Raw genomic sequence first — 26,520 nt, 5'->3', positions numbered from 1 at the left:
ACGCCCCGGTCGTACGCGCTCGATCGAGGCGTACGGCCCTGTCGTACGTCCTGAGGAGGAACCATGGCCGATTCCCCCACGACCGACCCCCGGCGGGAGGCCCCCGCCGACGCGCTCCGCCTGCCCCTGCTCAGCTCCTGCAGCTGCGGCCCCGGCTGCAGTTGCGGCTGCCAGTCCGGGGGCTCGTGCCAGTGCGGTGGCGGCTGCGGCTGACCCGCTGCCGCGGAGCGACGGGGGCGCCCCGCGCGGGAACGATCCGTTCCGCGCGGGGCGCCGCCGTGTGTACGGGGGAACCGTGGGCGGACGGGCGCTCAGGCCGTCCGCTCGACGGCCGGTTCGGCGGCGGGGACCGTCCTGGCATCGGCTCCGGAGGCGTTCCCCGTACCGGCCTCCGCACCGGTCCCGGCATCGGTTCCGGAGGCGTTCCCACCACCGGTGGACACCGCCCCCTCCTCCCCCGGCAGGCCCCGGACCAGCAGCCAGTACCCGAGCGCGGCCCCGGTCCCCAGGACGGCGCAGGCCCCCCACAGCCACTGCGCCCCGAAGCGGTCGATCACCAGGCCCGACATCAGCGGTGCGATCAGCGCGGCCGCCGACCACGACATGGTGTACATGCCCTGGTAGCGGCCCCGGCCCCCGACGGGCGAGAGCCGGACCACCAGGCTGCTCTGGATCGGCGCGTTGACGATCTCGGCGACCGTCCAGACGCAGATGGTCAGCGCGTAGCCGACGACCGACCCGGCGAACGCGGTCAGCCCGAATCCGTACCCCGCCAGCAGCGACGACACGATGAGCAGTTGTCGTGGGTCGCGGTGCTGGATGAAGCGGGTGACGGGGATCTGGAGCACCACGATCAGCACGCCGTTGACGGCGACGGCCGTACCGAAGTCGGAGCTGGAGAACCCGTCGGCCCCCATGGCCACCGGCAGCCCCACGTACCCCTGCTGGAAGATCAGGGCGATGACGAAGGACAGCCCGACGACGCTCATGAACCGGCCGTCGCGCAGCACGGTGGAGAGCCGGACCCCCTCACCGGAGTCCGCGCCCGCGGCCCCGGCCGCCGCGGACTTCCCGGGCCGTGACTCGGGCACCTTCATGAAGACCACGACGGCACAGGCCAGCGTCATCGCGGCCTCGCCGAGGAACCCGGCCAGATAGCTGTACTCGGCGACGAACCCGGCCCCGGCGGACGAGACGGCGAAGCCGAGGTTGATGGCCCAGTAGTTGAGCGAGAAGGCCCGCACCCGGTCCTCGGGCCGCACGATGTCGGCCATCATGGCCTGCACGGCGGGCCGAGAGGCGTTGCTCGCCATGCCGACGCAGAAGGCGACCGCCGCGATCGCCACCGGGTGGACCATGAACCCGAGCACGGCCACGGACACCGCGGTCGAGGTCTGCGCGACGAGCATCGTGGGCCGGCGGCCGAGCCGGTCGGTCATCACCCCGGCCCCGAGCGAGGAGACCACTCCGCCGAGCCCGTGCAGCGCGACGACCAGACCCGCGTACGAGGCCGAGTAGCCCCGGTCCAGGGTCAGATAGAGCGCCATGAACGTGGCGACGAACCCGCCGAGCCGGTTGACCAGCGTGCTGGTCCACAACCACCAGAACTCCCTGGGGAGCCCGGACACGGATTCGCGCACGGACCGTCCGAGACCGGCGACAGACATGAGGAGATCCCCCCGGGGAAGTGCGGAACGAACACCGCCGGTAAGAGGCCCGGCGACAGTCCGAACATTACGAATCCCGGTTTCCGGCACGCCAGCGAATTGACGCCGCCCGTCAATCGTCCCGGCCGCCACCAGCGACGATCGCCCTTCCTCCGCCCGCCGCGTCCGCCCTGTGGCCGGTCGCGCGGAGTTCGTACGGGTTCGATTACGCTCGGACCCATGGCCGACGCACCGTACAAGCTGATCCTCCTCCGCCACGGCGAGAGCGAATGGAACGCGAAGAACCTGTTCACCGGTTGGGTGGACGTCAACCTCACCGAGAAGGGCGAGAAGGAGGCGGTCCGCGGCGGTGAGCTGCTGAAGGACGCCGGTCTGCTCCCCGACGTCCTGCACACCTCCCTCCAGAAGCGCGCCATCCGCACCGCCCAGCTCGCGCTGGAGGCCGCCGACCGCCACTGGATCCCGGTCCACCGTTCCTGGCGGCTGAACGAGCGCCACTACGGCGCCCTCCAGGGCAAGGACAAGGCGCAGACGCTGGCCGAGTTCGGCGAGGAGCAGTTCATGCTCTGGCGCCGTTCCTACGACACCCCGCCGCCCGCGCTGGAGGACGGCACCGAGTTCTCGCAGAGCGGCGACCCTCGCTACGCGACGATCCCGCCGGAGCTGCGCCCGCGCACCGAGTGCCTCAAGGACGTCGTCGTCCGCATGCTGCCGTACTGGTACGACGGCATCGTCCCGGACCTGCTCGCCGGCCGCACGGTCCTGGTCGCCGCCCACGGCAACAGCCTCCGAGCCCTGGTCAAGCACCTCGACGGCATTTCCGACGCCGACATCGCGGGCCTGAACATCCCGACCGGCATCCCGCTCGCCTACGAACTGGACGCCGACTTCCGCCCCGTGAAGCCGGGCGGCACGTACCTCGACCCGGACGCGGCGAAGGCCGCCATCGAGGCCGTGAAGAACCAGGGCAAGAAGAAGTAGGCCGTATTGGCCGTATTGATCGAGCCCTCTGCCTGCGGGTTGTCCGCGGGCGGGGGGCTCGTTCGTGTTCCGGGCCGCCCCCGGGTGTCTCCCGGGCCGCCTTCTAGAGTCCGGTGCCGGAGGAGGTGTCATGAGCGACCGGGACTGGGACGACGACGGCGACTACGAGAGGGCGGTCGAGCGGGCCGGGCGGGCGACGCGGGTCGGCTGGGCCGCGATCGCGGGTGTGACGGGGCTGTTGGGCGTGGTCGTGGTGGCCGGCGTCGTCGTCTTCCTGGCCGTCGTGGTCGCCATGGCGTATGTCGTGGTCGTCATGGGCTAGACGGACGGAACACCCCCTGCGGTCACTCCGGGTCGCAGAGGCCGCCGAGTTCGGCGGCGAGGTCCGCGTCCCGCATGCCCGGCAGGTCGTAGCCCACTTCCTCGTCCCAGGGGATGTCGGTGTCGTCCAGGTGGACGTGCCACTCCGCGCCCTCGACGGCGCGGCGCAACTCGGTGACGGCGTCGAGGACATGGGCCGTCACCGGCAGCCACCGGTCGGGGTCGGTCGGCAGCTTCGTGGACCCGGTGAGGAGTTCGTCGCCCCGGCCATTGTCGCCCAGGTCGTACAGGTACAGGCTCTCCTCGTCGTCGTACGGGAACGTCTTCGCGCGCGTGGTGACGACGCGTTCGACGGCGGCCGACTCGGCCTCGGTCAGCGGGGCCGCGCGGCGGGCGCTGTAGTAGATGGAGACGCTCATGGGCCGAGCGTACGGCGGGGGTGTGACAGAGGCCGGTCGGGCGACGGGGCGGCGGACTCGGGCCGGTTCGGTTACCGGTCCAACGCCCGGGCCACGCGCTCCGGGAGGTCGGCCCAGGGGCGGCAGTCGACCACCGGCAGTCCGTGCCGGGCCGCCTGGTCGGCGAGCCAGTGCGAGTACGCGGCGCTGACCCGCGCCCGGCTGCGCTGTTCGCCGCTGCCGGGCTCCCGGGCGGCGTAGTTGGCGGTGATCCGGTCCGGGTCGGCCTCGTGCAGGAACACCGCCCGCACCCGGCGGCCGGCGCCCGCGCCCTCGTGGACGGCCGCCGCGGCGGCGGCCGGGGTGAGGTAGTCGCCCTCGACGACGGCGGGCACCTCGACGGTCAGGCGGTTGCGGACCACGCCCAGCACGGCGGGCTCCAGGGCGCGGGCCGTGGCGATCTGGAGGTCCAGCACCCGGCCGGTGGGGAGCCGGTCGATGTCCGGGATGTCGTCGAAGTGGTGGAGTGCGGGGTGGTGCTCGGCCGTCGTCATCGCCTCGACCGCGCCGACCACGTCGTCGAACTCGACCACGAACGCACGGTGTTCATCGGCCAGTCGCGCGGCGAGCCGACTCTTGCCGATACCTGACGCCCCGCCGATCAGCACTATGTCCCATGATGTTCCTGCCATGCGGCGAACGTATCGTGCGCGTTCCGCGTCCGTCGGGCCGCCTGGCGCTACCGTGAGTCGGACACCGGCCCACGCACCGGTTCGCTCACACCGGCCCGCGCACGGGCGGGGGCCGACCGGGCGGGCCGTGCGGCGAGAGCAAGGAGAACGGGGAGAGCAATCATGGGCGAAACCCTGAAGACCTTCGTCGGCGGTGCCGAAGTCGACGTGCCCAACAGCATCCCGGCCATCCGCGCCGCGCTGCCGGAGGAGAGACGCGAGGAGTTCGACCGCGCCATCAACGACGCCGGCGTGGGCGAGATCCAGGCGGTCATGCGGCACTGGATGCTGGAGGCCGTGCCCGACCCGGAGGCCGAGAAGATCCTGGACCGGCTGGCTCAGGACGAGGCCGAGAGGCGGAGCGTCGCTTGAGCTTCCGCATCTCCTACGCCCCGCCCGCCGACGACACCCTGGCCAAGATGCGCGACGGCGAGACCTTCCGCACCGAGATGGCGCGCACCCTTGGTCTCGATCCGTACGGGAACGGCTCGACCGCCGTCAAGAGCGAGCGCGATCGCCGCGAGGCGACGGTCGCCGGCGCGATCGTGCTCTATTACGTCTCCCGGTCCGTCCTGATCGTCACCGTGGTGAGACTCGTTCCGCTGCCCTGACCCGGCGCGAACCGTTCGACCCGGCGCGAACCGTTCGGCCCGGGGCCGTTCGGCACGGACCGTTGGGCGCGGGACCGCCGCTGCGAGGGGGTGCGGCGGTCCCGGCCGTCCCCTCAGGCCAGCTTCGCGGCCTGGGCCTCGATCACCGCGGTCGGCAGCTCGAAGCTCCCGCCCCCGCCCATCGCGGCCAGGTTCATCGAGGAGAACGAGGCGAACGAGGAGCCCTGGCGCAGTGCCGCCAGCTTCATCTCGCCCTTCTCGCCGTCCTGTTCCAGCACCACCGTCCAGGCGACCGACTCCTCGCCGGCCTCGACCTGGGCCTCGGTGATCTTGCTGAGCTTCTGCTTCTCACCGGCCGCCGTGAACTCGAACCCGCCGGCACACTCGGTGGCCGCGGTGCGCAGCGCGGCGATCGAGTCCTGCGCGCCCTTGCCCTCGTACGAACCGAGGGCCAGCTGCGTCGTCGTGATGTCGAAGGCCGACTTGAAGGCGTCCTCGGGGTTCTCGGTGGCCTTGTCCATGGAGCCCTTCTTGGGCTCGCTGACGACGGTGCGCTTCGTGAACGCGCCGGGCTCGCCGACCTGTGCGCCCATCAGCGCGTTCGCGAGGGGGGCGCACACCTCCTTCTCGACCTTGATGTCGTCGACCGCCACCACGTCCTTGGCCGCGGCCTCGGAGATCTTGTGCCCCTTGACGTCGCCCTGGGCCAGCGCGGCCTTCTCCAGCTCGGCGGCGGTCAGCGCCTTGGCGGCCGGCTCCGCCGCGGCGGATTCCTTGCCCTTGGTGTCCTTGCCCTTGCCGTCGGAACCGGAATCCGAGCCGCCGCCACAACCGGCGGCGAGCAGGGCCAGGGACACCGCGGCGGCGGCAACAGCGGTACGGCGTATGGCGGAGGAGCGCATGGATCCGGTCCGTCTCTCTGAGCGGGGCTTTCGGGTGCGCTCACCCTATGAGCGGAAGTTGGTTTGACGATCAATCAATTTGGGCACGGGATGCGATCGTGACGACGTCGTGATCATTCTGTGAAAGCGCCATTCGTCGTCGCAAGACGCGTCGAGTGCCGACACCGACGGGCGAACCACTCTTTTCCACTGGATACCGCGTGATGGCAGCACATGCCGCACTTTCCGCCCCGTGGCGGGGCACGCCTCACCCGGGGCGACGGCATGTCGGATCAGGGCTCGCCGCAGCGCGCCGGGGCGATGCGGACGCCCGAGGGCCCGGCCGTCAGTCGGCCGGACGGCGGGTCAGATGGGCGAACGCGTCCAGGTTCCGCGTGGACTCGCCGCGCGACACCCGCCACTCGTACTCCTTGCGGATGGAACTCGCGAAACCCAGCTCCAGCAGGGTGTTGAACGAACCGTCGGCCGCTTCGAGCACCGTGCCGAGCAGCCGGTCCAGTTCCTCCGGGGTGACCACGGACAGCGGCAGCCTGCCGACCAGGTAGATGTCGCCGAGCCGGTCGATGGCGTAACTCACGCCGAAGAGGCGGAGGTTGCGCTCCAGCAGCCAGCGGTGGACCGCCGCGTCGTTCTCATCGGGGTGGCGCACGACGAAGGCGTTGAGGGAGAGCGAGTGCTTGCCGACGCGCAGGGAGCAGGTGGTGGACAGCTTGCGCGTGCCGGGCAGCGTGACCACGTAACCGCCCGGTTCGGGGCTCTCCCAGGCGAGTCCGGCGTCCTCCAGGGTCGCCTCGATGACCCGCGCGGCCCGTGTCGCCGCCTCGTCGGACGGAGCCGTCACCGCCTCGGTCGGCGCGGCGCCGTGGGGTACGTCGTCGGGTGCGTCAGCCATGGTGCGAGCGTACGCGGCGACGGCGGTGTTCGTGCATCGCGGCCGTGTACACCTCGGCGGTCGCGGACGCCGCGGTGTCCCAGCCGAAGCCCTGGGCGTGCGCGGCGGCGGCGGCGCCCATTCGGGTGACCAGTTCCGGCGCCTCGGCGAACCGGGCCAGGGCCCGCGCGTACGCGGCGGGGTCGTGGCCGGGTATCAGGAAGCCGCTGACCCCGTCCCGCACCGCCACCGGCAGACCGCCCACGGCCGCCGCGACGACCGGGGTGCCCGCCGCCTGGGCCTCTATGGCGACCAGCCCGAAGGACTCGCTGTACGAGGGCATGACCAGCACGGACGCGGCCCGGAACCAGTCCGCGAGCTGTTCCTGCCCGACCGGCGGCTGGAACCGTACGACATCGGCGATGCCGAGCCGGGCCGCCAGCTTCTGGAGCCCCTCCGGCTTGGCGAGCCCGCTGCCGCTCGGACCGCCGACGACCGGTACGACCACCCGGGAGCGCAGCGCGGGATCGCGGTCCAGCAGGACGGCGACCGCCCGCAGCAGCACGTCGGGGGCCTTCAGCGGCTGGATGCGGCCCGCGAAGAGCGGGATCAGCGCGTCCTGCGGCAGCCCGAGGCGGGCCCGCGCCGCGGCGCGCCCGTCGGCGGGGCTGAAACGGTCCAGGTTTACCCCGGGGTGGACGACGGCGACGGATTCCGGGGCGGCCTCGTAGAAACGGACGAGCTCGCCCGCCTCCTCGGCGGTGTTCGCGATCAGCCGGTCGGCCGCGTCGACGATCTGGGTCTCGCCGATGACCCGGGCGGCCGGCTCGGGGGTGTCGCCCTCCGCGAGTGCCGCGTTCTTCACCTTCGCCATGGTGTGCATGGCGTGGACGAGCGGGACGCCCCAGCGCTGGGCGGCGAGCCAGCCGACGTGGCCGGAGAGCCAGTAGTGGGAGTGGACCAGGTCGTAGTAGCCGGGGCGCTGGCCGGCCCACGCCTGCATCACGCCGTGCGTGAAGGCGCAGAGCTGGGCGGGCAGCTCCTCCTTGGCCAGGCCCTCGTACGGGCCCGCGTCGACGTGCCGGACCAGGACGCCGGGCGCCAGGTCGACCGCCGGGGGCAGCCCGCCGGTGGTGGACCGGGTGAAGATCTCGACCTCGATGTTGATCGCGGCGAGGCGCCTGGCCAGCTCCACGATGTAGACGTTCATGCCGCCCGCGTCGCCCGTGCCCGGCTGGTGCAGCGGCGAGGTGTGCACGGAGAGCATCGCGATCCGGCGGGGCCTTCGGTGACCGCCGGGGAAGGCCGTGGGAAACCTGAGGCGCGGCGCGACCCGGCTGCTGCCGAGCCGGGAGACGTACTGGGTCACGTCGTCCGGTCCTCCTCATTCAGGATTCTGGCTCGTTCGGGGCACGACACCGGAGGGACCTGAGCCCCTTCGGGGGCGCTAACAGCGGAATCCTTCCTTTCATTTCCGCTTTACCAAATCATTACGACGGGCCGGCGTGACGGGCGACTCGCACGCCGTCACGGCGGGTGACCGCCCGCGGCCGTCCGCCGGGCCGCTCGGCCGTCCGCCATGCCCGGTCGCACCCGGCCCTAGGCCGCCCGCCGGGCCCGGTCCTCGGCCGCCCGCCGGGCCCGTCCGTCCGCCCGGTCCGGGCCGGGTCCGCAAAATCGTTACGCTCGCTCTCATGCGCCCCATCGGCACCGCGACCCGCGGGACCACCAATCCGAACCGGCTCCGCCGCATGGACCGCTGGATCGCCGCCGCCCACGGCCCGGCCCTGCGCCGCGCCGACCGCCCGGTCGCCGTGGACCTCGGGTACGGGGCCGCCCCCTGGACCGCCGTCGAGCTGCTGCACCGGCTGCGCACCGCCGAGCCGCGCACCTCCGTGGTCGGCATCGAGATCGATCCGGAACGGGTCGCGGCGGCGAAGCCGTACGAGCGCGAGGGCCTGACCTTCCTGCACGGCGGGTTCGAGATCCCGCTCCCCGAGCGCCCCGACCTCGTCCGGGCGGCGAACGTGCTGCGCCAGTACGACGAGGACGAGGTCGCCGGGGTCTGGGAGCGGCTGTGCGCGCGCCTCGCGCCGGGCGGGCTCCTGGTGGAGGGGACCTGCGACGAGATCGGGCGTCGGCACGTCTGGGTGGCGCTCGGCCCGGAGGGCCCGCGCACGGTCACGTTCGCGACCCGGCTCGGCTCCCTGGACCGCCCCTCCGACCTGGCGGAACGTCTGCCGAAGGCGCTGATCCACCGCAACGTGCCGGGCGAACCGGTGCACGCCTTCCTGCGGGACTTCGACCGGGCGTGGGCGGCGGCGGCCCCGTACGCGTCACTGGGCGCCCGGCAGCGCTGGATCACTGCGGTGCGGGCGCTGTCGGGCGACTGGCCGCTGACCGACGGGGTACGGCGGTGGCGCCAGGGCGAGGTCACGGTGCGGTGGGACGCCCTCCGGCCCGGCGCGCGCTGAACGGACCGGACGCGAACGCCCGGGACGCGCCGGTGCGGTAGAACCTGTCGGCGGGCTGACGGAGCGGCGGGTCGGCGGACCGGCGGGCGGCGGCCCGTCCCCGGCCGGCGCGGAGGGAACGGGAACGGGCCGCCGTTCGTCCAGAAGAGGGGACGGGGGGCAGCGGGGGCGCGGGGGAGATTCGCGGGGGCGGCCAGGAGTTCGGGGAGCGTTGCCGGGGGCAGCGGCCGATGCGGGTGACCGTCAGGACAGCAGGTGTGCGCCTCTGTTGCTTTTCGGTACGGCATGGCACGATCTCGTCACCGGCGAAAAGTTACTGACGGGAAATCAGATTTACTCGGAGGGGAATCCCGTGAACCGACGTCACTGTGCCTCGGCCGCGATCACTCTGGTCTGCGCGCTGTCCGTGCTCATCACGCCGGTACCGGCCTTCGCCACACCCGTTCCCCCCTCCGAGGGGCCGAAGAAGACCCTCGAAGAGGTCCGCGAGGAGATCGACGACCTCTACCGCAAGGCGGGGGCGGCCACCGACGCGTACAACCTCGCCGAGGAGCGGGCCGAGAAGCAGTCCGGCGAGATCGTGAAGCTGGCCCGCGCCATCGTCGTGGGCCAGGCGAAGATCGCCGACCTGAAGAACCGGGCCGGCGCCCAGGCCCGCGAGCAGTACCGCACGGGCGGGCTGCCGCCCGGCGCCCAGTTCATGCTCAGCGACGACCCGCAACTGTTCCTGGACGGGGTGAGCCGGGTCCGGGAGGGCCAGCAGGCCGCAAAGGGCGTTCTGGGGGAACTGACCAGGACCCAGCAGGACTTGGAGACGTACACCAAGGACGCGAACACCAACTGGAAGAAGCTCGAAGCCGGCCGGATCAAGCAGGCCAAGGCCAAGAAGAAGATCAACGCGCAGATAGCGGCGGCGAAGAAGCTGGAGTCCCGGCTCAAGAAGGAGGAGCGGGCCCGCCTGCTCAAGCTGGAGCAGGAAGCCGCGTACAAGCAGCAGACGGCCTGGCTCAGCTCCGGCGCGCTGAAGGACATCAACCGCAGCGCGAGCAAGCGCGGCAGGGCGGCGGTGGCCTTCGCGACGGCCCAGATCGGCAAGCCGTACGTCTGGGGGGCCGAGGGCCCCGACTCGTACGACTGCTCCGGGCTCACGTCCCAGGCGTGGGCCGCGGCGGGCCGCCCGATCCCGCGCACCTCGCAGGAGCAGTGGCGGCTGCTGCCGCGCATCGCCATCAAGGACATGCGCCCCGGCGACCTGATCATCTACCACGACGACGCCAGCCACGTGGGCATGTACGTCGGCGACGGCGCGATCGTCCACTCCCCCCGCCCGGGCCGCAACGTCACGCTGGCGGGCGCGGGCTCGATGCGGATACTCGGCGTGGTGCGCCCGGACAAGTGACGGCCGGGGCGGGGGACGGCCGGGAAGCACGGACCGGAGGGCCCGGCGAGAGGGCCGGACGGCGGGCCCGGTGACAGGTCCGGTGGCGGGCCCGGCGGGGGTCAGGCCGGCAGGCTCGGCGGCGGGTCCGACAGGGGTGCCCCGCTCGCCGGAGTGACCCGCGCCACCCGCTCCGCCGCCGCCACGTGACCTTTGTCATGCCCCACCACCCGCGCGCTCCCCGGCACTTCTCGCCGGATCCGTGACGTGACGCGGCTTATGGCTGCGGGTGTGACGGCAACCGCACCCGGAACGCCATTCCTTTCCCGTGCCGTGGACCGCTATCGTCCCCGTCTGGCGGGTCGTCGATCGGCGCTCCGCCGCGCCCTCGGGGGGAGGGAAGGAAAACCGAACCCATGCCCGTATCCATACCGCAGCAATGCGAGGCCACCGCTGCGGACGCCTCCTTCGGCTCCGACCTCGTCCTCCTGGTCATCGGGGACGACCCGGCGGGCACCTTCACCGTCCCCGAGCTCCCGGCCGCGGCCGGCACGCGGATCCGCATCCGCACCGCCCGCAACCTGACCGAGGCGGGCCGGCTGCTCACGGACGACGTCGACTGCGTCCTGCTGGACCTGGCCCTGCCCATCGGCAGCGAGACCCGGGCCGCCGCCGGGGCGGGGGACGCCGCGGGCCCCGACGAGCTCGCCGCGCTCCGGCACGTACTGCGGATCGCGCCGCGCCACGCCGTGCTCGCCCTCACGGCGGAGGACGACGCCGAGCTGGCCGCCGAGGCGGTACGGGTCGGCGCCCAGGACTACCTCTGCCGCGACGACCTGGACGGGCGGCTGCTCAGCCGCGCCATCCGGTACGCCGTCGCCCGCAAGCGCGCCGACGTCGCCCAGCGCCGGCTCACCGAGTCCACGCTGCGCGCCCAGGAGAACGCCCGGCTCGAACGCGGCCTGCTCCCAACTCCCCTGCTCGAAGGCTCCGACCTGCGCTTCGCGGCCCGCTACCGGCCCGGCCGCAGCCGCGCGCTGCTCGGCGGGGACTTCTACGACACGGTCCGCACGCCCGACGGCACCGTCCACGCGATGATCGGCGACGTCTGCGGGCACGGCCCCGACGAGGCGGCACTCGGCGTCGAACTCCGCATCGCCTGGCGGGCACTGACCCTGGCCGGGCTGTGCGGCGACGACCTGCTCTGCACCCTCCAGCAGGTCCTGGAGCACGAGCGGGAGAGCGAGGAGATCTTCGCGACGCTCTGCACCGTCGACATAGCCCCCGACGGCCGCCGCGCCGGTCTCTGCCTGGCGGGCCACCCGGCCCCGCTCATCGCCCGGCAGGGACGGGCCGCGCACCTCCTCCCGTACGAGGACGGCGGCCCGGCGCTGGGGCTGCTGCCGCACGCCCGCTGGCCGCGCCGGCAGGTGGACCTCGGCGGCACCTGGAGCCTGATGATGTACACGGACGGGCTGATCGAGGGGCGGGTCGGACCGACCGGCACCCAGCGGCTCGGCCAGGACGGCATGGTCTCGATGATCAACCGGCAGCTGGCGGAGGGACTCACCGGCGAGGAGCTGCTGGACGCCGCGGTCACGCAGGTACGGGAGCTGAACGGCGGCGAGCTGACCGACGACGTCGCGGTCCTGCTGCTCGACCGCGACCAGGACCACCTCCGCCGGGTCCCCGAGGGCGACCGGGGCCGGAGCATCGCGCACGCCCGCCCCTGATCGCCGCGGTCCCCGACCGCCGTCGTCCCCGGTCGGCAGCGTCCTCGATCGGTTCCGTCCCCGGCGCCGGCGGGGCGCGGTGATGCTCGATGCCCGCCGCGGACGCTCAGCGTCCGCCGTTGTAGGGCCCGTACGGGCCGTCGCTGCTGGAGCCGCCCCGTCGGCCGCCGCCCGAGACCGCCTGCAGCGCGGGCCGTACGTCCACCAGGAAGACGATGGACGCGACCGCGCCCGCCAGCTGGAGGAACAGCATCGGCACGAAGAGGTTCACGGCGACGGTGATGCCGAGGATGATCAGCCAGAAGGACTTCTTCTGCTTGTCCGCGGCCCGGTAGGCGTCCTCACGGGCCATCGCCGCCATGACCAGCGCGACCACGGCCAGGACGAGCATGACCATGTAGAGCAGCCAGACGAGTGTGCTGAATCCTGTGAGCAACATGGTGTGTGCACCGCCTAATCAAATGGATGAGCGCCTCGCGGCCAAGGTACCGGGGCGAAGGGCCGGGCACCCCTGAAGGTGCCCGGCCCACGCTCCGCCACACCCCTCGGCGCCCGGCGACCGTCACGGGGCCGGGACGCCGCGGGTGGTCACTTCGCGCTCGGCGGGGTGGTCTTCTTCGCGGCAGGCTTGCGCGCGGGCGCCTTCTTCGCGGGCGCGGCGGCGCCCTTGCCCTCCGCACCGGCGGTCTTCGGGGCGGCCTTCGCCGCCGGCCTCGGGGCGGGCTTCGAAGCGGGCTTCGTCGCGGGCCGCGAGGAGGACGACGCCTTCGCCGTCCCACCGGCCTTCGGCGTCCCGTTGGCCTTCGCCGTCCCGTCGGCCGGCTTCGCCTTCGTGGTGTCCGCCGGGCGGGACTCCCTGCGGGGCTCGACGACGACGGCGATCTCGACGATCTCGTCGGCCGTCTCGCCGCGCCAGTTCTTCACGGTCTGCTCGCCGCGCTCGGCGACCTTCTCGTACGCCTCGCGGGCCCGCACCGCGTACTCCGCGGCCACGCCCAGGCTGCGCAGCGCCAGGTCCTGGGCGTTCTCGCCCAGCTTCCGCAGATCGCTGTCGAACGACCCGATCACCTCGGTGACCTTGGCCTGCGCCTCCTTGGCCTGCGAGGTCACCTTCTCCTGCACGGCCTTGGGGTCGGCGTTGCGCACGGCCTCGATGCGCTCCGGCGCCTCGGCGCGCAGCTGCTCGATCAGCGCCGGGACCTTGCGCGCCTGCTCGACGGCGAGATCGGCCGTACCGGCGGCGAAGTAGAGGGGGGTCGGGTCGGTGAGGGTCTTGCGCAGGTCATCGGTGATGGCCATGACTGTGGTCCTCCCGGATCATCAGGCTCGGTGTGAGGGTTCTCAGGGCTTGGAGGCCGGATCGGCGCCGTCGCCGTCGGCCGCGCGGGAGCCGTCGGCGTCCGGTGCGGGCCGGTCGTCGGCCTCCGCCCCGGCTGCGCCGCCGGTCCCCGGTCCGGCTTCGGCGCCGGCTTCCGGTCCGGGCTCGTACCCGTTCTCCTTGCGGAAGGAGTCGTAGATCTGCAGCAGAACACTCTTCTGCCGCTCGTTCATGGAGGGGTCGGCCAGAATCACCGCCCGTGTCTCCAGCTCCTCCCGCTCCCGCTCGTCCAGGATCCCGGCCCGTACGTAAAGGGTCTCGGCCGAGATCCGCAGCGCCTTGGCGACCTGCTGCAGCACCTCGGCACTCGGCTTGCGCAGTCCGCGCTCGATCTGGCTGAGGTAGGGATTGGACACTCCGGCGGCGTCGGCGAGCTGCCGCAACGACAGCTGCGCCGTACGCCGCTGCTCGCGCAGGTACTCACCGAGATTGCCGACGTTGAGTGATGCCATGCCCCGATGGTGCGCCACCCTTGCTAACTTTTGCAAGCAGGCGCTTGCAAAAGTGCGCCACACCACTCGTTCGGCCCCGGCCGGAGACCACGGGCGGACAGGGCCGACAGGGCGAAGCCCGCGTGAACCCGGCCGTCAGCGCTCGATGATGCAGAAGGGATGCCCTGCGGGATCGGTGAGGACCCGCGCCCGGTCCCCGTGCGGCTGGTGGTCCGGCTTGCCCGCACCCAGTTCCAGCAACCGGGCCTCGGCCTCCTCCAGGCCCTCCGCGACCTTGAAGCAGATGTGGAGCTGCTGGGGAACGGCCCGGTCGGGCCAGGTCGGGGCCCGGTAGCCCTCGACCCGCTGGAAGCCGATGAAGAGTCCGTCCTCACGGTTGAGACCGGCGAACTCGGCGTCCGACCTCGGGTGCGGCTCAAAGCCGGTGACCTGTTGATAGAACGCCGCCAGAGCCGGCGGATCGGGGCAATCGAGCGTTATCGCGACCAGTTCCATCCGCAGGGGCATGGGACCTCCGAGCCGATCAGTGGACTTCCGCGCACGCCGTGGCGGCGACGGCCTGCCGTCGAGCGGGACGGGGGCGGCACGTCCGCTCCGCTCGGCCGCAAGCACAGCAGGCGGGGGCCGCGCCGGGCCAACGGTTATCCGGGACGCCCCCGGGCGGGGCGGAAGGCCGGAACGGGCGGGGGCATCGGCATCTCGGAGAACTCCGGACAGGGCACGGGAAAACCAGTCGCGCCGACCCACCGCCCCCCTCCGGCCGCCCCGTCAGCCGCGAGGGCCGGACGCCCGCGCGGCGCCGCGGGCCCGGCTCGCGACGATCGCACCCGCCACGACGGCGAGCGCGTGGACGGTGACACCGGCCGCGAACCCGCCCGGCAACCAGCCGAGCAGGCCGGCGTCGTCGTGATCGACGAGTTGACGGATCGCCCCCTGCGCCCCGAGCACGAAAAGGGCCACACCGAGGCCCTGAAGGATGTCGTACTTCATGTGTTGCCCTCCCGAATCCTCGGATCTCCGGAACGCCGCGGCACACAATGCCGCCGCACGGAAACGCCACGCCAGAGGCGGTTACAATGCACTTGCACTGTAATGCGTCGGGCGATCTGTTGCAATGCAATCGCATGGCAACGAGTGGGGAAGGAGGCGCCGTGCCGAAGGTCGTGGATCATGAGCAGCGCAGGAAGCGCCTGGTCGAGGCGGTCTGGGCGCTGGCGGTCCGGGGTGGCATCGAGCAGGTGACCCTGCGCAGGGTGGCCGACGAAGCTGGCGTCTCCATGGGGCAGGTGCAGCACTACTACTCGTCGATGCAGGCACTGATCCGCGACGCACTCGACCGGGCCACCCGGGCCGTGAACGCGAGCATCGAGGAAGCGGTCCACGCGGCCGGGGCGACGGACCCGGAGACCGTCCTCCGCGCCTGCCTCCACGCCCTGGTCGGTCCGGACGAGGCCGGCACGCGGCTCATGCGGTTCTCCCTGGCGGCGGCCGGGCGGGCCGTCTCCGACCCGACGACGGCCAGTGTCCTCGCCCCGGGCGACGACGAGCTGATCTCCTTCACCGCCGGGCTCATCACCGCGGCCCGGCAGGAGCGGGGCGGCGGGCCCGGCGGATCGGAGCGCGTCGACGCCGACATCTGCTGGTCGCTCGCCACGAGCCTCGGAGTGGACGTCGCCCTCGGGTACCGCACACCGGACGCCGCCGCGCGGGTGCTCGACCACCACATCGACCAGGTCCTCGGACCGGACCGGCGCGGGGCGACGGCCTGAGGCGTCCCCGGCCCGTCTCCCCCGGTCCGCCCCCCCGCGCCCCGGTGGCGCGCTCGCCGCAAAGCGGTGGGGGCGGAGCCGTCGATCCGGCTCCGCCCCCACGCGTTCATGCCGTCAGCGGGCACCGGGGCCGGTGCCGCCGCAGGCCCGACGGGCCGTCACCCGACGAGGGCCTCCCAGGTCTTCGGGCCCGCCTCGCCGTCGACGACCAGGCGGTTGACGCTCTGGTAGGAGCGGACGGCGGAGCTGGTCACCGAGCCGAAGCCGCCGTCGAGGGCGAGGCCCGCACTGTGCTTGTTCAACGCCGTCTGGAGGGCGCGCACATGCGATCCGGAGCTGCCCTTCTTGAGCGTGTAGACCAGCTTCGCCCAGGTCTTCGGGCCGACCTGGCCGTCCGCCACCAGGCCCTTGGAGGACTGGAACTTCTTGACCGCGGCGACCGACACCGATCCGTAGTTGCCGTCGGCGGTCAGCGCCCTGCCGCGCTGGGTCATCAGGTACTGGATGACCTTCACGGTCGCACCCGCGGCGCCGGGGTTGATGGACGGCCAGCCGCCGCCCAGGTCCACGCCGCGGGCGGCGAGGTAGGAGACCGGGTTGACGGTGGAGCCCAGCCCTCCGCTGTGGGTCTCGAAGTGGAGGTGGGGCCCGGTCACGTTGCCCGTGGCGCCCATGTCGGCGATGCGCTGTCCCGCGGAGACCTTGGCGTTGAGGCCGATCCGGAACACGCTGAGGTGCCCGTAGTAGGTGTACCGGCCGCCGCCGTGCGAGATGACCAGGCCGTTCCCGGAGCGCCCGGACAGGACGCCGCGGCCGCGGCGGATCACGGTGCCGGCGGCCGCGGCGTAGACGGCCGTGCCCACCGAGTTGGTGACGTCCTGGCCCGCGTGCGGCAGGCCGCCGCGCGAGGCTCCGTAGTGGCCGCCCGCGGGGAAGTAACCCCGGGCGGGGTTGCACCAGCGGCCGTCCTTGAGCGTCGCCGCCGAGGCCGACGAGGTCAGGGCCGGCACGCCCGTGAGTGCCACGCCGAGCCCGGCGCCGACGCCGAGCAGCAGCTTTCTGCGCGACGGGCCCACCGGCCGGAGGTCCCGCAGTTCTTCGACCGCGCCGTCGGCCGGACCGCACTGCTCACACATGTCCCGTCCTCCTTCATTTCCCGCTCGTCCCGCACCCGCGATCCGGCGGACCACGCATGCGATTTGGCGAGAGCATGGCAGAGGGCGAAAGGGCTCTCCAGAGTCCTGGGGTCCACCTCCGTGGCAGGTACCTGCCGGATGCAACCTCTGTGACCGGGCCGCCGTTTCACGGGTGAAACGGCCATCCACCCCATCCGTCGGGCGGGGGGACGCATCGGCGCTTTTCCCCGGTCCCGCAAGACGGGAGCGCGGGTGCCGGGGCGTACGGTTCCGGTTTCGGCGCCGACGCGTGGGCCCGCGGGATGGTCCGGACCTGGGCCCGGGGGCCCACCGAGGGCTCCCCCGCCTGGGCCCGGCACGGGCGGGCCGGCGGCGCCGGTGTCCCCGGTTGACCTTCACCCTGGGGGAAGCCACAGCATCGGTGGGGCCGGGCGACGCGTCCGGCACGAGGAGGAACCGGACCATGGGACTGCTGACCATCGGGGCGTTCGCGAAGGCGTCCCGGCTGTCGCCGAAGGCACTGCGCCACTACGACGAACTCGGCCTGCTGACCCCCGCCCGCGTCGACCCGCTGACCGGCTACCGCTTCTACGCGCCGGAGCAACTGGACCGGGCCCGGCTGGTCGCCTGGCTGCGCCGTCTCGGCATGCCGCTGGCCCTCGTCCGGCACATCGGCACGCTGGAGGCGGCCGAGGCGGCCCGGGAGGTCCGCGCGTTCTGGGCCCGGGTCGAGGCCGACACCGCCGCACGGCGGGACCTGGCCGGTTTCCTCGTCGACCACCTGTCACGGAAGGACCCCGCCATGTCCCCCACGTCCCCGGCCGACCGGCCCCTGGAACTCCGCTACGCCGCGCTCTCCGACACCGGCCTTGTCCGGGAGAGCAACCAGGACACCGTCCACGCCGGGTCCCGGCTGCTCGCCGTCGCCGACGGCTTCGGCGGCGCGGGGGCACCCGCGGGCGCCGCGGCCGTCGACGCGCTCAAGCACCTGGAGACCGACGGCATCCCGGCGGGCGACCTCCTCAACGTCCTGGAGACCGCCGTCGAACGGGCCGGACGGGCCGTGCACGACGTCGTCGGCGCGGACGCCGCGGCGACGGGGACCGGTACGACGCTCACCGCGATGCTGTGGACCGGATCGCAGCTGGCCCTCGTCCACATCGGTGACTGCCGCGCCTACCTCCTGCGCGACGGGGAGCTGTTCCAGATCACCCACGACCACACCGTGGTCCGGGCGATGGTCGACGAGGGCCGGATCACCGAGGAGGAGGCCACCGTCCACCCCCAGCGGTCCCTGCTGATCCGGGCCCTGGGCGGGGCGGACGGCGCCGTGCCCGACCTGCGCCTGCACGACGCCCGGGCCGGGGACCGCTACCTCCTCTGCTCCGACGGCCTGTCCGGCGTCGTCCCCGCCGAGGAGGTGCGCCGGGTCGTCACGACGACCGGTGACCCGGAGCGGGCCGTACGCGAACTCGTCTCCCTGGCCAACCGTTCCGGCGGCCCCGACAACGTCAGCTGCGTGGTCGCCGACGTACGGGAGTCCCGGCCGCAACCCCGTTCGGAGTCCCGGACCGGGCCCCGGCAGCCGTAGCGGCCGGTCTACGATCGGCCGACGGCTCCAGAGAGGCAGGCACCGCATGAAGATCCTGATCGCCGGGGGCGCCGGCTACATCGGCAGCACGGTCGCGTCCGCCTGCGAGGACGCGGGCATCACCCCCGTCGTCCTCGACAACCTGGTGACGGGCAGACGGGAGTTCACCGCGGGGCGGGCCTTCCACGAGGGCGACATCGCCGACGGCCCCCTGATCGACCGGATCTTCGCCGAGCACCCCGACATCGGGGCCGTCGTCCACTGCGCGGCCCTGATCGTGGTCCCGGACTCGGTCGCCGACCCGGTCGGCTACTACCGGGCGAACGTGACCAAGAGCCTGGAGTTCGTCGACCACCTCCTGCGCAACGGCTGCACCCGCCTGGTCTTCAGCTCGTCCGCATCCATCTACGCCGCCGCCGAGGACCTGACGGTCGACGAGGACTCCCCCCTCGCCCCGCAGAGCCCGTACGCGCGGACCAAGGCGCTGTGCGAGGAGATGTTCGCCGACATCGCCGCGTCCCTGCCGCTGCGGGTGCTGTCCCTGCGCTACTTCAACCCGATCGGCGCGGACCCGAGGATGCGGACGGGGCTGCAACTGCGGCGCCCGAGCCACGCCCTGGGCAAGATGATGCAGGCGCGGGAGGAAGGGGTCCCGTTCCGGATCACCGGGACCGACTACCCGACGCGCGACGGCTCCGGCCTGCGGGACTACGTCCACGTCTGGGACCTGGCCGCCGCGCACGTGGCCGCGCTCCGCGCCTTCGACACCCTCCTGCCGCCCCCCGGCACCGGGACCGCGACCGCCCCCGCCTCCACCGTCATCAACCTGGGCACCGGGACCGGCACCACCGTGCGCGAACTCCTGGACGCCTTCAACAGCGTGGTCGACACCCCCGTACCGGCACTCGACGCCCCGGCCCGGCCCGGCGACGTCGCGGGGGCCCGCACCCGCGTCGAGCGGGCCGGACAGCTGCTGGGATGGCGGCCCCGGTACTCGCTGACCGAGGGCATCCGCCACTCCCTGGAGTGGGCCGCCCTGCGCGAGAAGGTGCTCGGCGACCCCTCGTAGGCCGGGCCGGGCCCGCCCCGCGCCCCTCCGCGATCACGGCACGGCCCCGACGGCGGGTCGTTAGTATCCGGGCCATGGCTATCGACCCCGGATACACCTGCTCCCGCTGCGGCGAACACCACGCGGAACTCCCGATGGGGTACTCGACCATGGCCCCCGACGTCTGGGACGCGCGCCTGGAGAGCGACCCCGACAGCATGCTCTCCTCCGACCAGTGCATCGTCAGGCACGAGCACTACTTCATCAAGGGCCTGATCGAGATACCCGTGTTCGGCAGTGCGGAGCCCTTCTCCTGGGGTGTCTGGGTCTCGCTCAGCCGGGAGAACTTCGCCCGCGCCCTGGACGTGTGGGAGACTCCGGGCCGCGAGTCCGAGCAGCCCTACTTCGGCTGGCTGAGCACCGAGTTGGGGCTGTACTCGCCCCGCACCACCAACCTCAAGACGAACGCGCACACCCGCCCGATCGGCCTGCGCCCCCGGATCGAGCTGGAGCCCACCGACCATCCGCTCGCCGTCGAACAGCGCACCGGCATCACGCGCGACCGGGTCCGGGAGATCGCCGAGGCGGTGCTGCACGCCGCCGACCCCGACGCCTGACCGCACCGCCCGAGCCCGACCGCACCGCCCGGCCCCGAGCAGTGCCACGACGAACCGCTACCGCCGCGTCTCCAGCCCCGACCGCAGCTGCGCGAAGGCGAGTTCGGCCGCCTCGACCGCGGGACCGTACGCCTGCTCCGCGCTCTGCCCGCCGTCGATCCGCCGCCAGTTCTCCAGCCCCAGGACGCGCAGCACGGCGACGATCTGGCCCGCGGCCAGCCTGTCCCCCATACCGTCGCCCAGCGCGCGGGCGAGTGCCTCCTCCGAGCGGTTCTGGTAGGCGTACAGGCGCGCCACCAGGGACGGCGTCCCGTACAGCAGCCGCGTGAACGCCACCACCGCGGGCACGTCGCAGAGCCCGGTCACCGGGTCCCGCCGCTCCAGTCCGGCCAGGAAGTGGCGGTGCAGGGCGTCCAGCGGCGACTCGGTGTCCGCGCGGGCGGCGACCACCCGGGCCGCCTCGTCCTCGTGGTCGGCGAACCGGTGGAGGGCCAGGTCCTCCTTGGTCGGGAAGTACCGGAACAGGGTCGGCTTGGAGATGTCGGCTGCCGCGGCCACCTCCGCCACCGAGACCTTGTCGAAGCCCCGCTCCAGGAACATCGCGATCGCCGCCTCGGAGACCGCCTCGTACGTCAGCCGCTTCTTGCGCTCCCGCAGACTCATCGGCGCCCCGCCCGTACCGCTCGCGCCACTCGTGCCCGCCGCGCGTTCCGCCCGTTCCGGACCGGGCCTCTCTCCGCTCATGACCATGAAGCGTACGCCCCCGACCTCAACCGGACTTGACGTCCACCAGTGCCGCGATTCCGTCCAGCACCCGTTCCAGTCCGAAGCCGAACTCGCGGTCGGACCCGCCCCGCACCCCCGGTGTCCCGGACTCCAGCAGCCGGGAGAGGGACGGATGGTGCACGGGGTCCACGAGCCGGTTCAGGGTGCGGTTGTACCCGGCCCGCACCTCCTGCGCCGGAATGCCCCGTACCGCCCCGGCCTCGGCGAAATCGCCCGTCATCAGCGCCTCGTTCCGCACGAACCCGCTGACCAGGAGGACGACGGAGTTCCTCTCGTCCGTGTCCAGGCCGGTGCCCTCCAGGCACTGGAGCCCCTGCTCCCACCAGGCGACGGAGTTCGGGGTGACGGGCGCCCCCGGGACCGGGATGCGGAGCATCCACAGATTGCGGTGGAAGACCCGGCGCTGCGCCCGGGCCCACTCCGCGAGCGCCGCCCGCCAGCCGGCGCCGCCCTCCAGGGCGGGCAGCAGGGGCGGCGGGCCCATCGCCGCCTCCTGCATCAGGACGTACAGCTCGTCCTTGGCGGACACGTACCGGTAGAGCGACATCGTCGAGGCGCCCAGCTCCTTGGCGATCCGCCCCATCGAGACCCCGCCGAGCCCCTCGGACGCCGCCACCGCCACCGCCGCGTCCACGATGCGGTCCAGGGTCATCCCGGGTTTCGGCCCCTTGACCGGGCGCTCCCGCAGTCCCCAGGCGACCTCGATGCTGGCCGGCAGGTCCGCACCGCCCGCCGGAGCCTTCGTCTGAGTCACCGGAAACCACCTTCCCTCGAACCTCTCCTGGGTACGCGCGATGAGTACGCAGTGCTGGTCGGGGCGAGGACGGCAGGGCACGAACCGGCCCGGCCGTCTCGTCACGACACCGGGAGGAAGGTGCAACTCGACGCAAGGTCAACGTACTTGCACCGTCGGCGATCGGCCACCCCCACATTGCGCCACACGGGGACGACGGACGGCACGGCACGCGGGCACGCGGGCGATCACACGGACGGGCACGCGGGGGAGATCCCCGCGCGCCCGTCCGCCCGTCGCCCCCGCGGCGGTCCTCAGAACACGTCCGGGCACCAGGCGCGCCGTGCCGCCCGGAACATCCCCTCGGCCAGCGCCACCGCGCCCGGCGCGCGTTCCTCGACGCGTCCCAGCGCCGCCAGCCTGAGCGGCGACTCGTCACCCAGGTAGAGGGTGCCCAACTCCCTTACGTCCAGGGCGAGGTCGGGCTCGGCGGTGGTCGGGGTGCAGCTCGCCCCGGTCGGGGAGCCCTCCAGCCGGTAGCGGCCGGCCGACAGGCCCGAGGCGTCGTGGACGTCCAGCACGAGCGTGCCGGGCACGGCGTAGGTACGGGCCTCCAGAGCGCGCACGACGTCCAGGACCCGCACCCACAGCCAGTCCGCCTGGGTCACGACGCGGGCCGCGCGCGGGTCCGGGAGGAGGAGGGGCAGCAGGTCGTCGGGGGCGCGGTAGCCGGTGCGGACCGTGGTGATCCAGTCGATCGAGCAGACGAAGTGCCAGAGCGTGCGCTCCGCGGCCGGGGTCACGGCGATCATCCCCCGCACCGTGGCCCGGTTCAGCGGCTGCTTGGCGTCGCCCCACCGGTCGTCGGCACGGTAGGTGATCAGGCCCTCGGGCACGCCGTCCGCGTTGCTGTAGACCGCGTAGAAGGGCTCCGTCCAGGGCTCGGGGCCGGCCAGGTTCTCACCGGTGTTCACCTCCCACCAGCGCGCGTCGCGGTTGATCACGCCGTGCTGCCGGGCGCGCAGCCGCTCGTGGAGGGCCGGGCCCAGCTTGCGCACGTCCTGGCCGCTCACCAGGTCGACCCGGCCGCCGTCCCGCTCGGCGGGGCCCGACCAGCGCGGGTCGAGGCCCGCCCTCGGCACGTCGATCTCCCACTCGGTGGTCCACGTCGCCGGGCCGAAGCCGTACCTCCCGTAGATCGGGTACTCGGCGGCGATCAGCGTGGCGACCACCTCGCCGCGCTCCTTCGCCGCCGCCAGGTCCGCGGCCATCATTCGGCCGAGCAGCCCGCGCCTGCGGTGGGTCGGCGCCACCGTGACGTTGGAGATCGCGTCGGCCGGCACCGCGGCGCCGCCGACGGCCGTGATCTCCTGCGCGAACGAGCGGAACGTGGCCACGCACCGCCCGTTGTCGAACACGCCCTGCGTACGGGCCAGGTCGGTGTACGGGAGACGCCCGGAGATCTCCCGCTCCGTGGCCACCGGCGCCCGCAGGAAACCGGTGTGCTTGGCGACCAGCCAGTCGGGGAAGTCGGATTCGGTGATCGTGCGGAGCTCAGGGCGCATGGGCCCCACGCTAAACACTCCGCGCGCGTGGTGTCGCCCGGTTTTCCGCGGCCCCGGGCCGGGGCGACCGGCCCCCGAACCGGAGCGGACGCCCCCGGGCCCGGCTCAGAAGGCCGCCCTGATCTCGCCGACCTCGCCGCCGCCGCCGAACAGCGGCGCGTACGCGATCCGGGAGACCACCGGGGCGTCGATGCCGAGCAGGTTCAGCGACCGGGCCAGCACCGGGCCGAGCGCCCGCGTCGCACCGTCGTCGACCTTGAAGGCCAGCGCCCGGCCGTCCGGCAGCGCCAGCGCCTGCACCGCTTCCGCCCCCATCTTGGAGAGCACGCCCGGCACCTCCCGCATCAGCCAGGTGTCGGGGCGGCGCGTGCCCGCCACGTACTCGGGGTGGGCCCGCATCGCGTCCGCGACCCGGCGCTCCGCCGTCCCCGGCTCCGCCAGCACGAACGAGCGGAAGGCCCGCGCCAGGCCCACCAGGCTGATCGCCATCAGCGGCGCCCCGCACCCGTCCGTCCCGACCGCCGTGACGGGCTCGCCCGCCGCCTCCTCCACCACCTGGTGCGCCAGCCGCTGGAGCGGGTGCGCGGGATCGAGGTAGGAGGCCCGGTCCCAGCCGTTCGGCCCGCACGCCGCGAGCATCGCCGCGTGCTTGCCGGAGCAGTTCATGGTGATCCGCTCCCGGACCCGGCCGGCGGCCAGGTACGTCTCCGCCTCGGCCGGGTCCAGCGGCAGGTCGGGCGGGGTCTGCAGGTCGTCCGGGGCCAGGCCGTGCTCGGCGAGCATCGTGCGGACCAGGTCGATGTGGAAGTCCTCGCCGGAGTGGCTGGCGGCGGCCAGGGCCAGCCGCTCCCCCGACAGGTCCAGCCCGGCCCGCAGCACGGCCGCTGCCTGCATCGGCTTGTTCGAGGAGCGCGGGAAGACCGGGGCCGCCGGGTCGCCCAGGGCCCGTTCCACGCTGCCGTCGGCGGCCAGGAGGACCAGCGAACCCCGGTGGTGGCCCTCCACGAACCCGGACCGTACGACCTCGGCCAGGACGGGAAGAGCGGGAGATATGACGGACGGGGCGGCGCTGGAGGTCATGGTGGCCTTCCGGGGACGGGCGGAACCCGCCCCCGAAGGATCGCTTCAGGCGAGCAGGTCGTCTACTTGTGCTTCACCGTCACGGTACCTGCGGGCGATCTCCGCGCCGCAATCGTCGGCGGTGCGTTGCAGCTGGTGACGATGGCGGGAGACCTGCTGTTCGTAGCGGACCAGGCGGCCCATCGCGGTGTGCAGCTCCTCGTCCGTACGGGCGTCGAGGTCGGAGAGCTCGACCTCGGCGAGCGTCTCGGCCGCCAGCCGGCGGTACTCGTCGCTGCGGGGCGTGGTGAGCGTGACGTGCCGGGCGGAGGAGCGGTGCCGGGACGGGGCGTCGGCGAGGATCTCCGAGAGGCGGTCCACCACCGGGGTCTCCGGATCCAGCCGCCGGGCCAGCTCGGCCCGCAGGATGTCGATCCGCCCCTGGACCAGTCGGCGCACATAGCTGAGGTCGGCCTCGTCGCGCTGCGACTCGCGGCGCAGCGTGCGCAGCTCCGGCAGCCGCAGGGCGCCCAGCTCGGGCTGCCCGCCCTCCGGGCCGTGGCCGGTTCTCTGCACGGGCGGGCGCATGGTGCTGGTACTGGTGCCGGGGCCGGCAGCGGTACTGGTGCTGGTGCTCGCGCCGCTCCGCGCGACCGGCACGGCGCCGGGGGACTGCCCGGTTCCATAGGTGCTCATGCTTGTGTCCATCCCCTCGACCGGTGCGTCGGCACACCGCCTCCCGAGCATGGTGCCACTCCGGTGGGGCGCTTGTGGATGCTCTGTACCCGTTCAGCCCAAGCTGGGTTGGCCGAGATAGGTTGGTCCATATGCGTGCAGTGATTCAGCGGGTGGACGGCGCGAGCGTCACGGTGGCCGACGGGACGGACGGCTCGGACGGGCCCCGGGTGGTCGGCGAAATCGTCGGCGAGGGGCTGTGTGTGCTGGTGGGAATCACGCACGGGGACACCGCGGAAAAAGCGGCGCAGCTCGCCCGCAAGCTCTGGTCGCTGCGCGTCCTGGAGGGCGAGAAGTCCTGCTCGGATGTGAATGCACCACTTCTGGTGATTTCGCAGTTCACTCTCTACGGGGACGCCCGGAAGGGCCGCAGGCCCACCTGGAACGCCGCGGCGCCCGGCGAGGTCGCCGAGCCGCTGGTCGACGAGGTGGTGGCGCAGCTGCGGGCACTGGGGGCGCGGGTGGAGACGGGCCGGTTCGGGGCGAGCATGCGGGTCTCGCTCACCAACCAGGGCCCGTTCACCGTCCTCGTCGAGGTCTGACCACCCGGCCCCTGCGGCGTCCTACGGCTCGACGACCGTCTCCTGGGCGGCGGCGGTGTCCCCGGCGAGCAGTTCCGCGTCCACCGCGACGTTCCGCTTGACCAGGGCCAGCGCGATCGGCCCCAGCTCGTGGTGGCGGGCGGACGTGGTGATGAAGCCCAGCTGGCGCCCCTCGGCGCCGTCCGCGGCGAGCCGCACCGGGGTGCCGTGGCCGGGCAGCACGACCTCGCTGCCGTCGAGGTGCAGGAAGACCAGCCGGCGCGGCGGCTTGCCCAGGTTCTGCACCCGGGCCACGGTCTCCTGGCCCCGGTAGCAGCCCTTCTGGAGGTGGACGGCGGTGCCGATCCAGCCCAGCTCGTGCGGGATGGTGCGGTGGTCGGTCTCGAAGCCGAGGCGCGGCCGGTGCGCCTCGACCCGCAGCGCCTCGTACGCCAGGATGCCCGCCACCGGGCCGTGCGCCGCCGCGTACTCCTCCAGGTCGGCGCGGGGCAGGAACAGGTCCCGGCCGTACGCCGTCTCCCGTACCGTCACCCCGTCCGGGGCCTCGGCGATGGAACCGGCCGGCAGGTACACCACGGCGAAGTCCTCGGTGCGGTCGGCGACTTCGACCCGGTAGAAGAACTTCATGGACTCCAGGTAGGCGACGAGGTCGCCCTGGGTCCCCGGCTCGGCGTGCATCCACACGGTCTCGCCGTCGTCGACCAGGTAGAGGGCGTGCTCGATGTGCCCGTTGGCGGTGAGGATCAGGGCCTCGGTGGCCTGCCCCGGGGCGAGTTCGCTGACGTGCTGGGTGAGCAGCAGGTGCAGCCAGGCCAGCCGGTCGCCGCCGGTGACGGTGACGACGGCGCGGTGCGAGAGGTCGACGAGACCGGAGCCGTCGGCGAGGGTGCGCTGCTCGCGGAACAGGTCGCCGTAGTGCGCGGCGACGCCTTCGTCGCGGCCTTCGGCGGGGACGGCGCCGGGCAGGGACAGCAGGGGGCTCTTCATGCGACCAGCGTACGACGCGGTCCGCGGCCGGCCGGGGGCCGGAGGGCCGGTCGGA

At 73.1% G+C, this 26,520-nt stretch carries 31 protein-coding genes; 13 read left to right on the top strand and 18 right to left on the bottom strand.

What is annotated here, in order from left to right; translation table 11 throughout:
• Window positions 1-63: 63 nt before the first annotated feature.
• Window positions 64-213, top strand: a complete 150-nt coding sequence (locus ACFYW1_RS18545) for a hypothetical protein (RefSeq protein WP_388993646.1) — start codon at window positions 64-66, stop codon at window positions 211-213.
• Window positions 214-311: 98 nt separating this feature from the next.
• Here the strand turns inward: ACFYW1_RS18545 and ACFYW1_RS18540 are convergent, their stop codons facing one another.
• Window positions 312-1,667 carry an MDR family MFS transporter gene (locus ACFYW1_RS18540; RefSeq protein ID WP_388993643.1) on the bottom strand — a complete coding sequence of 452 codons (1,356 nt, stop codon included), beginning with the start codon at window positions 1,665-1,667 and terminating at the stop codon, window positions 312-314.
• Between the two features lie 219 nt (window positions 1,668-1,886).
• On the opposite strand from ACFYW1_RS18540, the gene ACFYW1_RS18535 reads away from it, so the two are divergent.
• A complete protein-coding gene (locus ACFYW1_RS18535) occupies window positions 1,887-2,648 on the top strand; it encodes a phosphoglyceromutase (protein WP_148837177.1) in 762 nt (253 codons plus the stop codon).
• A gap of 130 nt (window positions 2,649-2,778) precedes the next feature.
• On the top strand, window positions 2,779-2,970 hold the full coding sequence (locus ACFYW1_RS18530; protein WP_388993640.1) for a hypothetical protein: 192 nt from the start codon (window positions 2,779-2,781) through the stop codon (window positions 2,968-2,970).
• Between the two features lie 22 nt (window positions 2,971-2,992).
• On the opposite strand, the gene ACFYW1_RS18525 is transcribed toward ACFYW1_RS18530, so the two are convergent.
• Complete coding sequence (locus ACFYW1_RS18525) at window positions 2,993-3,388, bottom strand: hypothetical protein (RefSeq protein ID WP_388993637.1); 396 nt, start codon at window positions 3,386-3,388, stop codon at window positions 2,993-2,995.
• Between the two features lie 71 nt (window positions 3,389-3,459).
• A complete protein-coding gene (locus tag ACFYW1_RS18520) occupies window positions 3,460-4,059 on the bottom strand; it encodes an AAA family ATPase (protein ID WP_388993635.1) in 600 nt (199 codons plus the stop codon).
• Window positions 4,060-4,221: 162 nt separating this feature from the next.
• Here ACFYW1_RS18520 and ACFYW1_RS18515 point away from each other — a divergent pair, with 162 nt between their 5' ends.
• Complete coding sequence (locus ACFYW1_RS18515) at window positions 4,222-4,470, top strand: hypothetical protein (RefSeq protein ID WP_148837165.1); 249 nt, start codon at window positions 4,222-4,224, stop codon at window positions 4,468-4,470.
• Window positions 4,467-4,709, top strand: coding sequence for a hypothetical protein (locus ACFYW1_RS18510; protein WP_148837164.1), 243 nt, complete (start codon window positions 4,467-4,469; stop codon window positions 4,707-4,709). Before ACFYW1_RS18515 ends, ACFYW1_RS18510 begins: the two co-directional genes overlap by 4 nt.
• A 113-nt stretch (window positions 4,710-4,822) precedes the next feature.
• Here the strand turns inward: ACFYW1_RS18510 and ACFYW1_RS18505 are convergent, their stop codons facing one another.
• The 3 genes from ACFYW1_RS18505 to mshA all read right to left on the bottom strand — a co-directional run bounded on the left by ACFYW1_RS18505 (window position 4,823) and on the right by mshA (window position 7,851).
• The gene (locus tag ACFYW1_RS18505) at window positions 4,823-5,611 is read right to left on the bottom strand and encodes a hypothetical protein (protein ID WP_388993630.1); all 789 of its coding nucleotides are present in this window, start codon (window positions 5,609-5,611) and stop codon (window positions 4,823-4,825) included.
• Between the two features lie 325 nt (window positions 5,612-5,936).
• Window positions 5,937-6,503: a YbjN domain-containing protein gene (locus tag ACFYW1_RS18500; RefSeq protein WP_388993628.1), complete on the bottom strand. Its 567-nt coding sequence runs from the start codon at window positions 6,501-6,503 to the stop codon at window positions 5,937-5,939.
• Complete coding sequence (mshA, locus tag ACFYW1_RS18495) at window positions 6,496-7,851, bottom strand: D-inositol-3-phosphate glycosyltransferase (RefSeq protein ID WP_388993625.1); 1,356 nt, start codon at window positions 7,849-7,851, stop codon at window positions 6,496-6,498. The genes ACFYW1_RS18500 and mshA overlap by 8 nt, the downstream gene beginning before the upstream one ends.
• A 325-nt stretch (window positions 7,852-8,176) precedes the next feature.
• On the opposite strand from mshA, the gene ACFYW1_RS18490 reads away from it, so the two are divergent.
• The 3 genes from ACFYW1_RS18490 to ACFYW1_RS18480 all read left to right on the top strand — a co-directional run bounded on the left by ACFYW1_RS18490 (window position 8,177) and on the right by ACFYW1_RS18480 (window position 12,067).
• Complete coding sequence (locus ACFYW1_RS18490; protein ID WP_388993622.1) at window positions 8,177-8,956, top strand: class I SAM-dependent methyltransferase; 780 nt, start codon at window positions 8,177-8,179, stop codon at window positions 8,954-8,956.
• A gap of 352 nt (window positions 8,957-9,308) precedes the next feature.
• The gene (locus tag ACFYW1_RS18485; protein WP_388993619.1) at window positions 9,309-10,355 is read left to right on the top strand and encodes a C40 family peptidase; all 1,047 of its coding nucleotides are present in this window, start codon (window positions 9,309-9,311) and stop codon (window positions 10,353-10,355) included.
• A 395-nt stretch (window positions 10,356-10,750) separates the two neighbouring features.
• Window positions 10,751-12,067 (top strand): PP2C family protein-serine/threonine phosphatase, encoded by a 1,317-nt coding sequence (locus ACFYW1_RS18480; protein ID WP_388993616.1) that lies wholly within the window; start codon window positions 10,751-10,753, stop codon window positions 12,065-12,067.
• A 106-nt stretch (window positions 12,068-12,173) separates the two neighbouring features.
• Here the strand turns inward: ACFYW1_RS18480 and ACFYW1_RS18475 are convergent, their stop codons facing one another.
• The 5 genes from ACFYW1_RS18475 to ACFYW1_RS18455 form a co-directional block, all read right to left on the bottom strand.
• Window positions 12,174-12,506: a DUF2516 family protein gene (locus tag ACFYW1_RS18475; protein WP_388993613.1), complete on the bottom strand. Its 333-nt coding sequence runs from the start codon at window positions 12,504-12,506 to the stop codon at window positions 12,174-12,176.
• A 149-nt stretch (window positions 12,507-12,655) separates the two neighbouring features.
• The gene (locus ACFYW1_RS18470; RefSeq protein WP_388993610.1) at window positions 12,656-13,366 is read right to left on the bottom strand and encodes a hypothetical protein; all 711 of its coding nucleotides are present in this window, start codon (window positions 13,364-13,366) and stop codon (window positions 12,656-12,658) included.
• Between the two features lie 42 nt (window positions 13,367-13,408).
• Window positions 13,409-13,897 carry a helix-turn-helix domain-containing protein gene (locus ACFYW1_RS18465; protein WP_388993607.1) on the bottom strand — a complete coding sequence of 163 codons (489 nt, stop codon included), beginning with the start codon at window positions 13,895-13,897 and terminating at the stop codon, window positions 13,409-13,411.
• A 135-nt stretch (window positions 13,898-14,032) separates the two neighbouring features.
• A complete protein-coding gene (locus ACFYW1_RS18460; protein ID WP_388993604.1) occupies window positions 14,033-14,404 on the bottom strand; it encodes a VOC family protein in 372 nt (123 codons plus the stop codon).
• A gap of 261 nt (window positions 14,405-14,665) precedes the next feature.
• On the bottom strand, window positions 14,666-14,887 hold the full coding sequence (locus ACFYW1_RS18455) for a hypothetical protein (RefSeq protein WP_388993601.1): 222 nt from the start codon (window positions 14,885-14,887) through the stop codon (window positions 14,666-14,668).
• Window positions 14,888-15,048: 161 nt separating this feature from the next.
• Here ACFYW1_RS18455 and ACFYW1_RS18450 point away from each other — a divergent pair, with 161 nt between their 5' ends.
• Window positions 15,049-15,666 (top strand): TetR/AcrR family transcriptional regulator, encoded by a 618-nt coding sequence (locus ACFYW1_RS18450; RefSeq protein ID WP_388993598.1) that lies wholly within the window; start codon window positions 15,049-15,051, stop codon window positions 15,664-15,666.
• Window positions 15,667-15,824: 158 nt separating this feature from the next.
• On the opposite strand, the gene ACFYW1_RS18445 is transcribed toward ACFYW1_RS18450, so the two are convergent.
• Window positions 15,825-16,691 carry a peptidoglycan-binding protein gene (locus ACFYW1_RS18445; RefSeq protein ID WP_388993995.1) on the bottom strand — a complete coding sequence of 289 codons (867 nt, stop codon included), beginning with the start codon at window positions 16,689-16,691 and terminating at the stop codon, window positions 15,825-15,827.
• A gap of 574 nt (window positions 16,692-17,265) precedes the next feature.
• On the opposite strand from ACFYW1_RS18445, the gene ACFYW1_RS18440 reads away from it, so the two are divergent.
• The 3 genes from ACFYW1_RS18440 (at window position 17,266) to ACFYW1_RS18430 (ending at window position 20,058) form a co-directional block, all read left to right on the top strand.
• A complete protein-coding gene (locus ACFYW1_RS18440; RefSeq protein ID WP_388993595.1) occupies window positions 17,266-18,393 on the top strand; it encodes a MerR family transcriptional regulator in 1,128 nt (375 codons plus the stop codon).
• 46 nt (window positions 18,394-18,439) lie between these two features.
• Window positions 18,440-19,462 carry a UDP-glucose 4-epimerase GalE gene (gene galE, locus ACFYW1_RS18435; RefSeq protein WP_388993592.1) on the top strand — a complete coding sequence of 341 codons (1,023 nt, stop codon included), beginning with the start codon at window positions 18,440-18,442 and terminating at the stop codon, window positions 19,460-19,462.
• Window positions 19,463-19,536: 74 nt separating this feature from the next.
• Window positions 19,537-20,058: a DUF2199 domain-containing protein gene (locus ACFYW1_RS18430; RefSeq protein WP_388993589.1), complete on the top strand. Its 522-nt coding sequence runs from the start codon at window positions 19,537-19,539 to the stop codon at window positions 20,056-20,058.
• 57 nt (window positions 20,059-20,115) lie between these two features.
• Here ACFYW1_RS18430 and ACFYW1_RS18425 read toward each other — a convergent pair whose 3' ends face one another.
• The 5 genes from ACFYW1_RS18425 to ACFYW1_RS18405 form a co-directional block, all read right to left on the bottom strand.
• A complete protein-coding gene (locus tag ACFYW1_RS18425) occupies window positions 20,116-20,808 on the bottom strand; it encodes a TetR/AcrR family transcriptional regulator (RefSeq protein WP_388993586.1) in 693 nt (230 codons plus the stop codon).
• Between the two features lie 19 nt (window positions 20,809-20,827).
• On the bottom strand, window positions 20,828-21,598 hold the full coding sequence (locus ACFYW1_RS18420; RefSeq protein ID WP_388993583.1) for a TetR/AcrR family transcriptional regulator: 771 nt from the start codon (window positions 21,596-21,598) through the stop codon (window positions 20,828-20,830).
• A 293-nt stretch (window positions 21,599-21,891) separates the two neighbouring features.
• Entirely contained in the window at window positions 21,892-23,142 is a 1,251-nt protein-coding gene (locus ACFYW1_RS18415; RefSeq protein ID WP_388993580.1) for a GNAT family N-acetyltransferase, read from the bottom strand.
• Window positions 23,143-23,247: 105 nt separating this feature from the next.
• Window positions 23,248-24,222: an asparaginase gene (locus ACFYW1_RS18410; protein ID WP_388993577.1), complete on the bottom strand. Its 975-nt coding sequence runs from the start codon at window positions 24,220-24,222 to the stop codon at window positions 23,248-23,250.
• 45 nt (window positions 24,223-24,267) lie between these two features.
• The gene (locus ACFYW1_RS18405) at window positions 24,268-24,861 is read right to left on the bottom strand and encodes an ABC transporter substrate-binding protein (RefSeq protein ID WP_388993992.1); all 594 of its coding nucleotides are present in this window, start codon (window positions 24,859-24,861) and stop codon (window positions 24,268-24,270) included.
• A gap of 167 nt (window positions 24,862-25,028) precedes the next feature.
• On the opposite strand from ACFYW1_RS18405, the gene dtd reads away from it, so the two are divergent.
• Window positions 25,029-25,478, top strand: coding sequence for a D-aminoacyl-tRNA deacylase (gene dtd / locus ACFYW1_RS18400; protein WP_388993574.1), 450 nt, complete (start codon window positions 25,029-25,031; stop codon window positions 25,476-25,478).
• A gap of 21 nt (window positions 25,479-25,499) precedes the next feature.
• On the opposite strand, the gene ACFYW1_RS18395 is transcribed toward dtd, so the two are convergent.
• Entirely contained in the window at window positions 25,500-26,465 is a 966-nt protein-coding gene (locus tag ACFYW1_RS18395; RefSeq protein WP_388993571.1) for a YgfZ/GcvT domain-containing protein, read from the bottom strand.
• Between the last annotated feature and the right edge of the window lie 55 nt (window positions 26,466-26,520).

Source organism: Streptomyces sp. NPDC002669 (assembly GCF_042889165.1).
Classification (GTDB): domain Bacteria; phylum Actinomycetota; class Actinomycetes; order Streptomycetales; family Streptomycetaceae; genus Streptomyces.
Note: the sequence above shows the minus strand (reverse complement) of the source record. Positions and strands in the feature narration are given on the sequence as shown.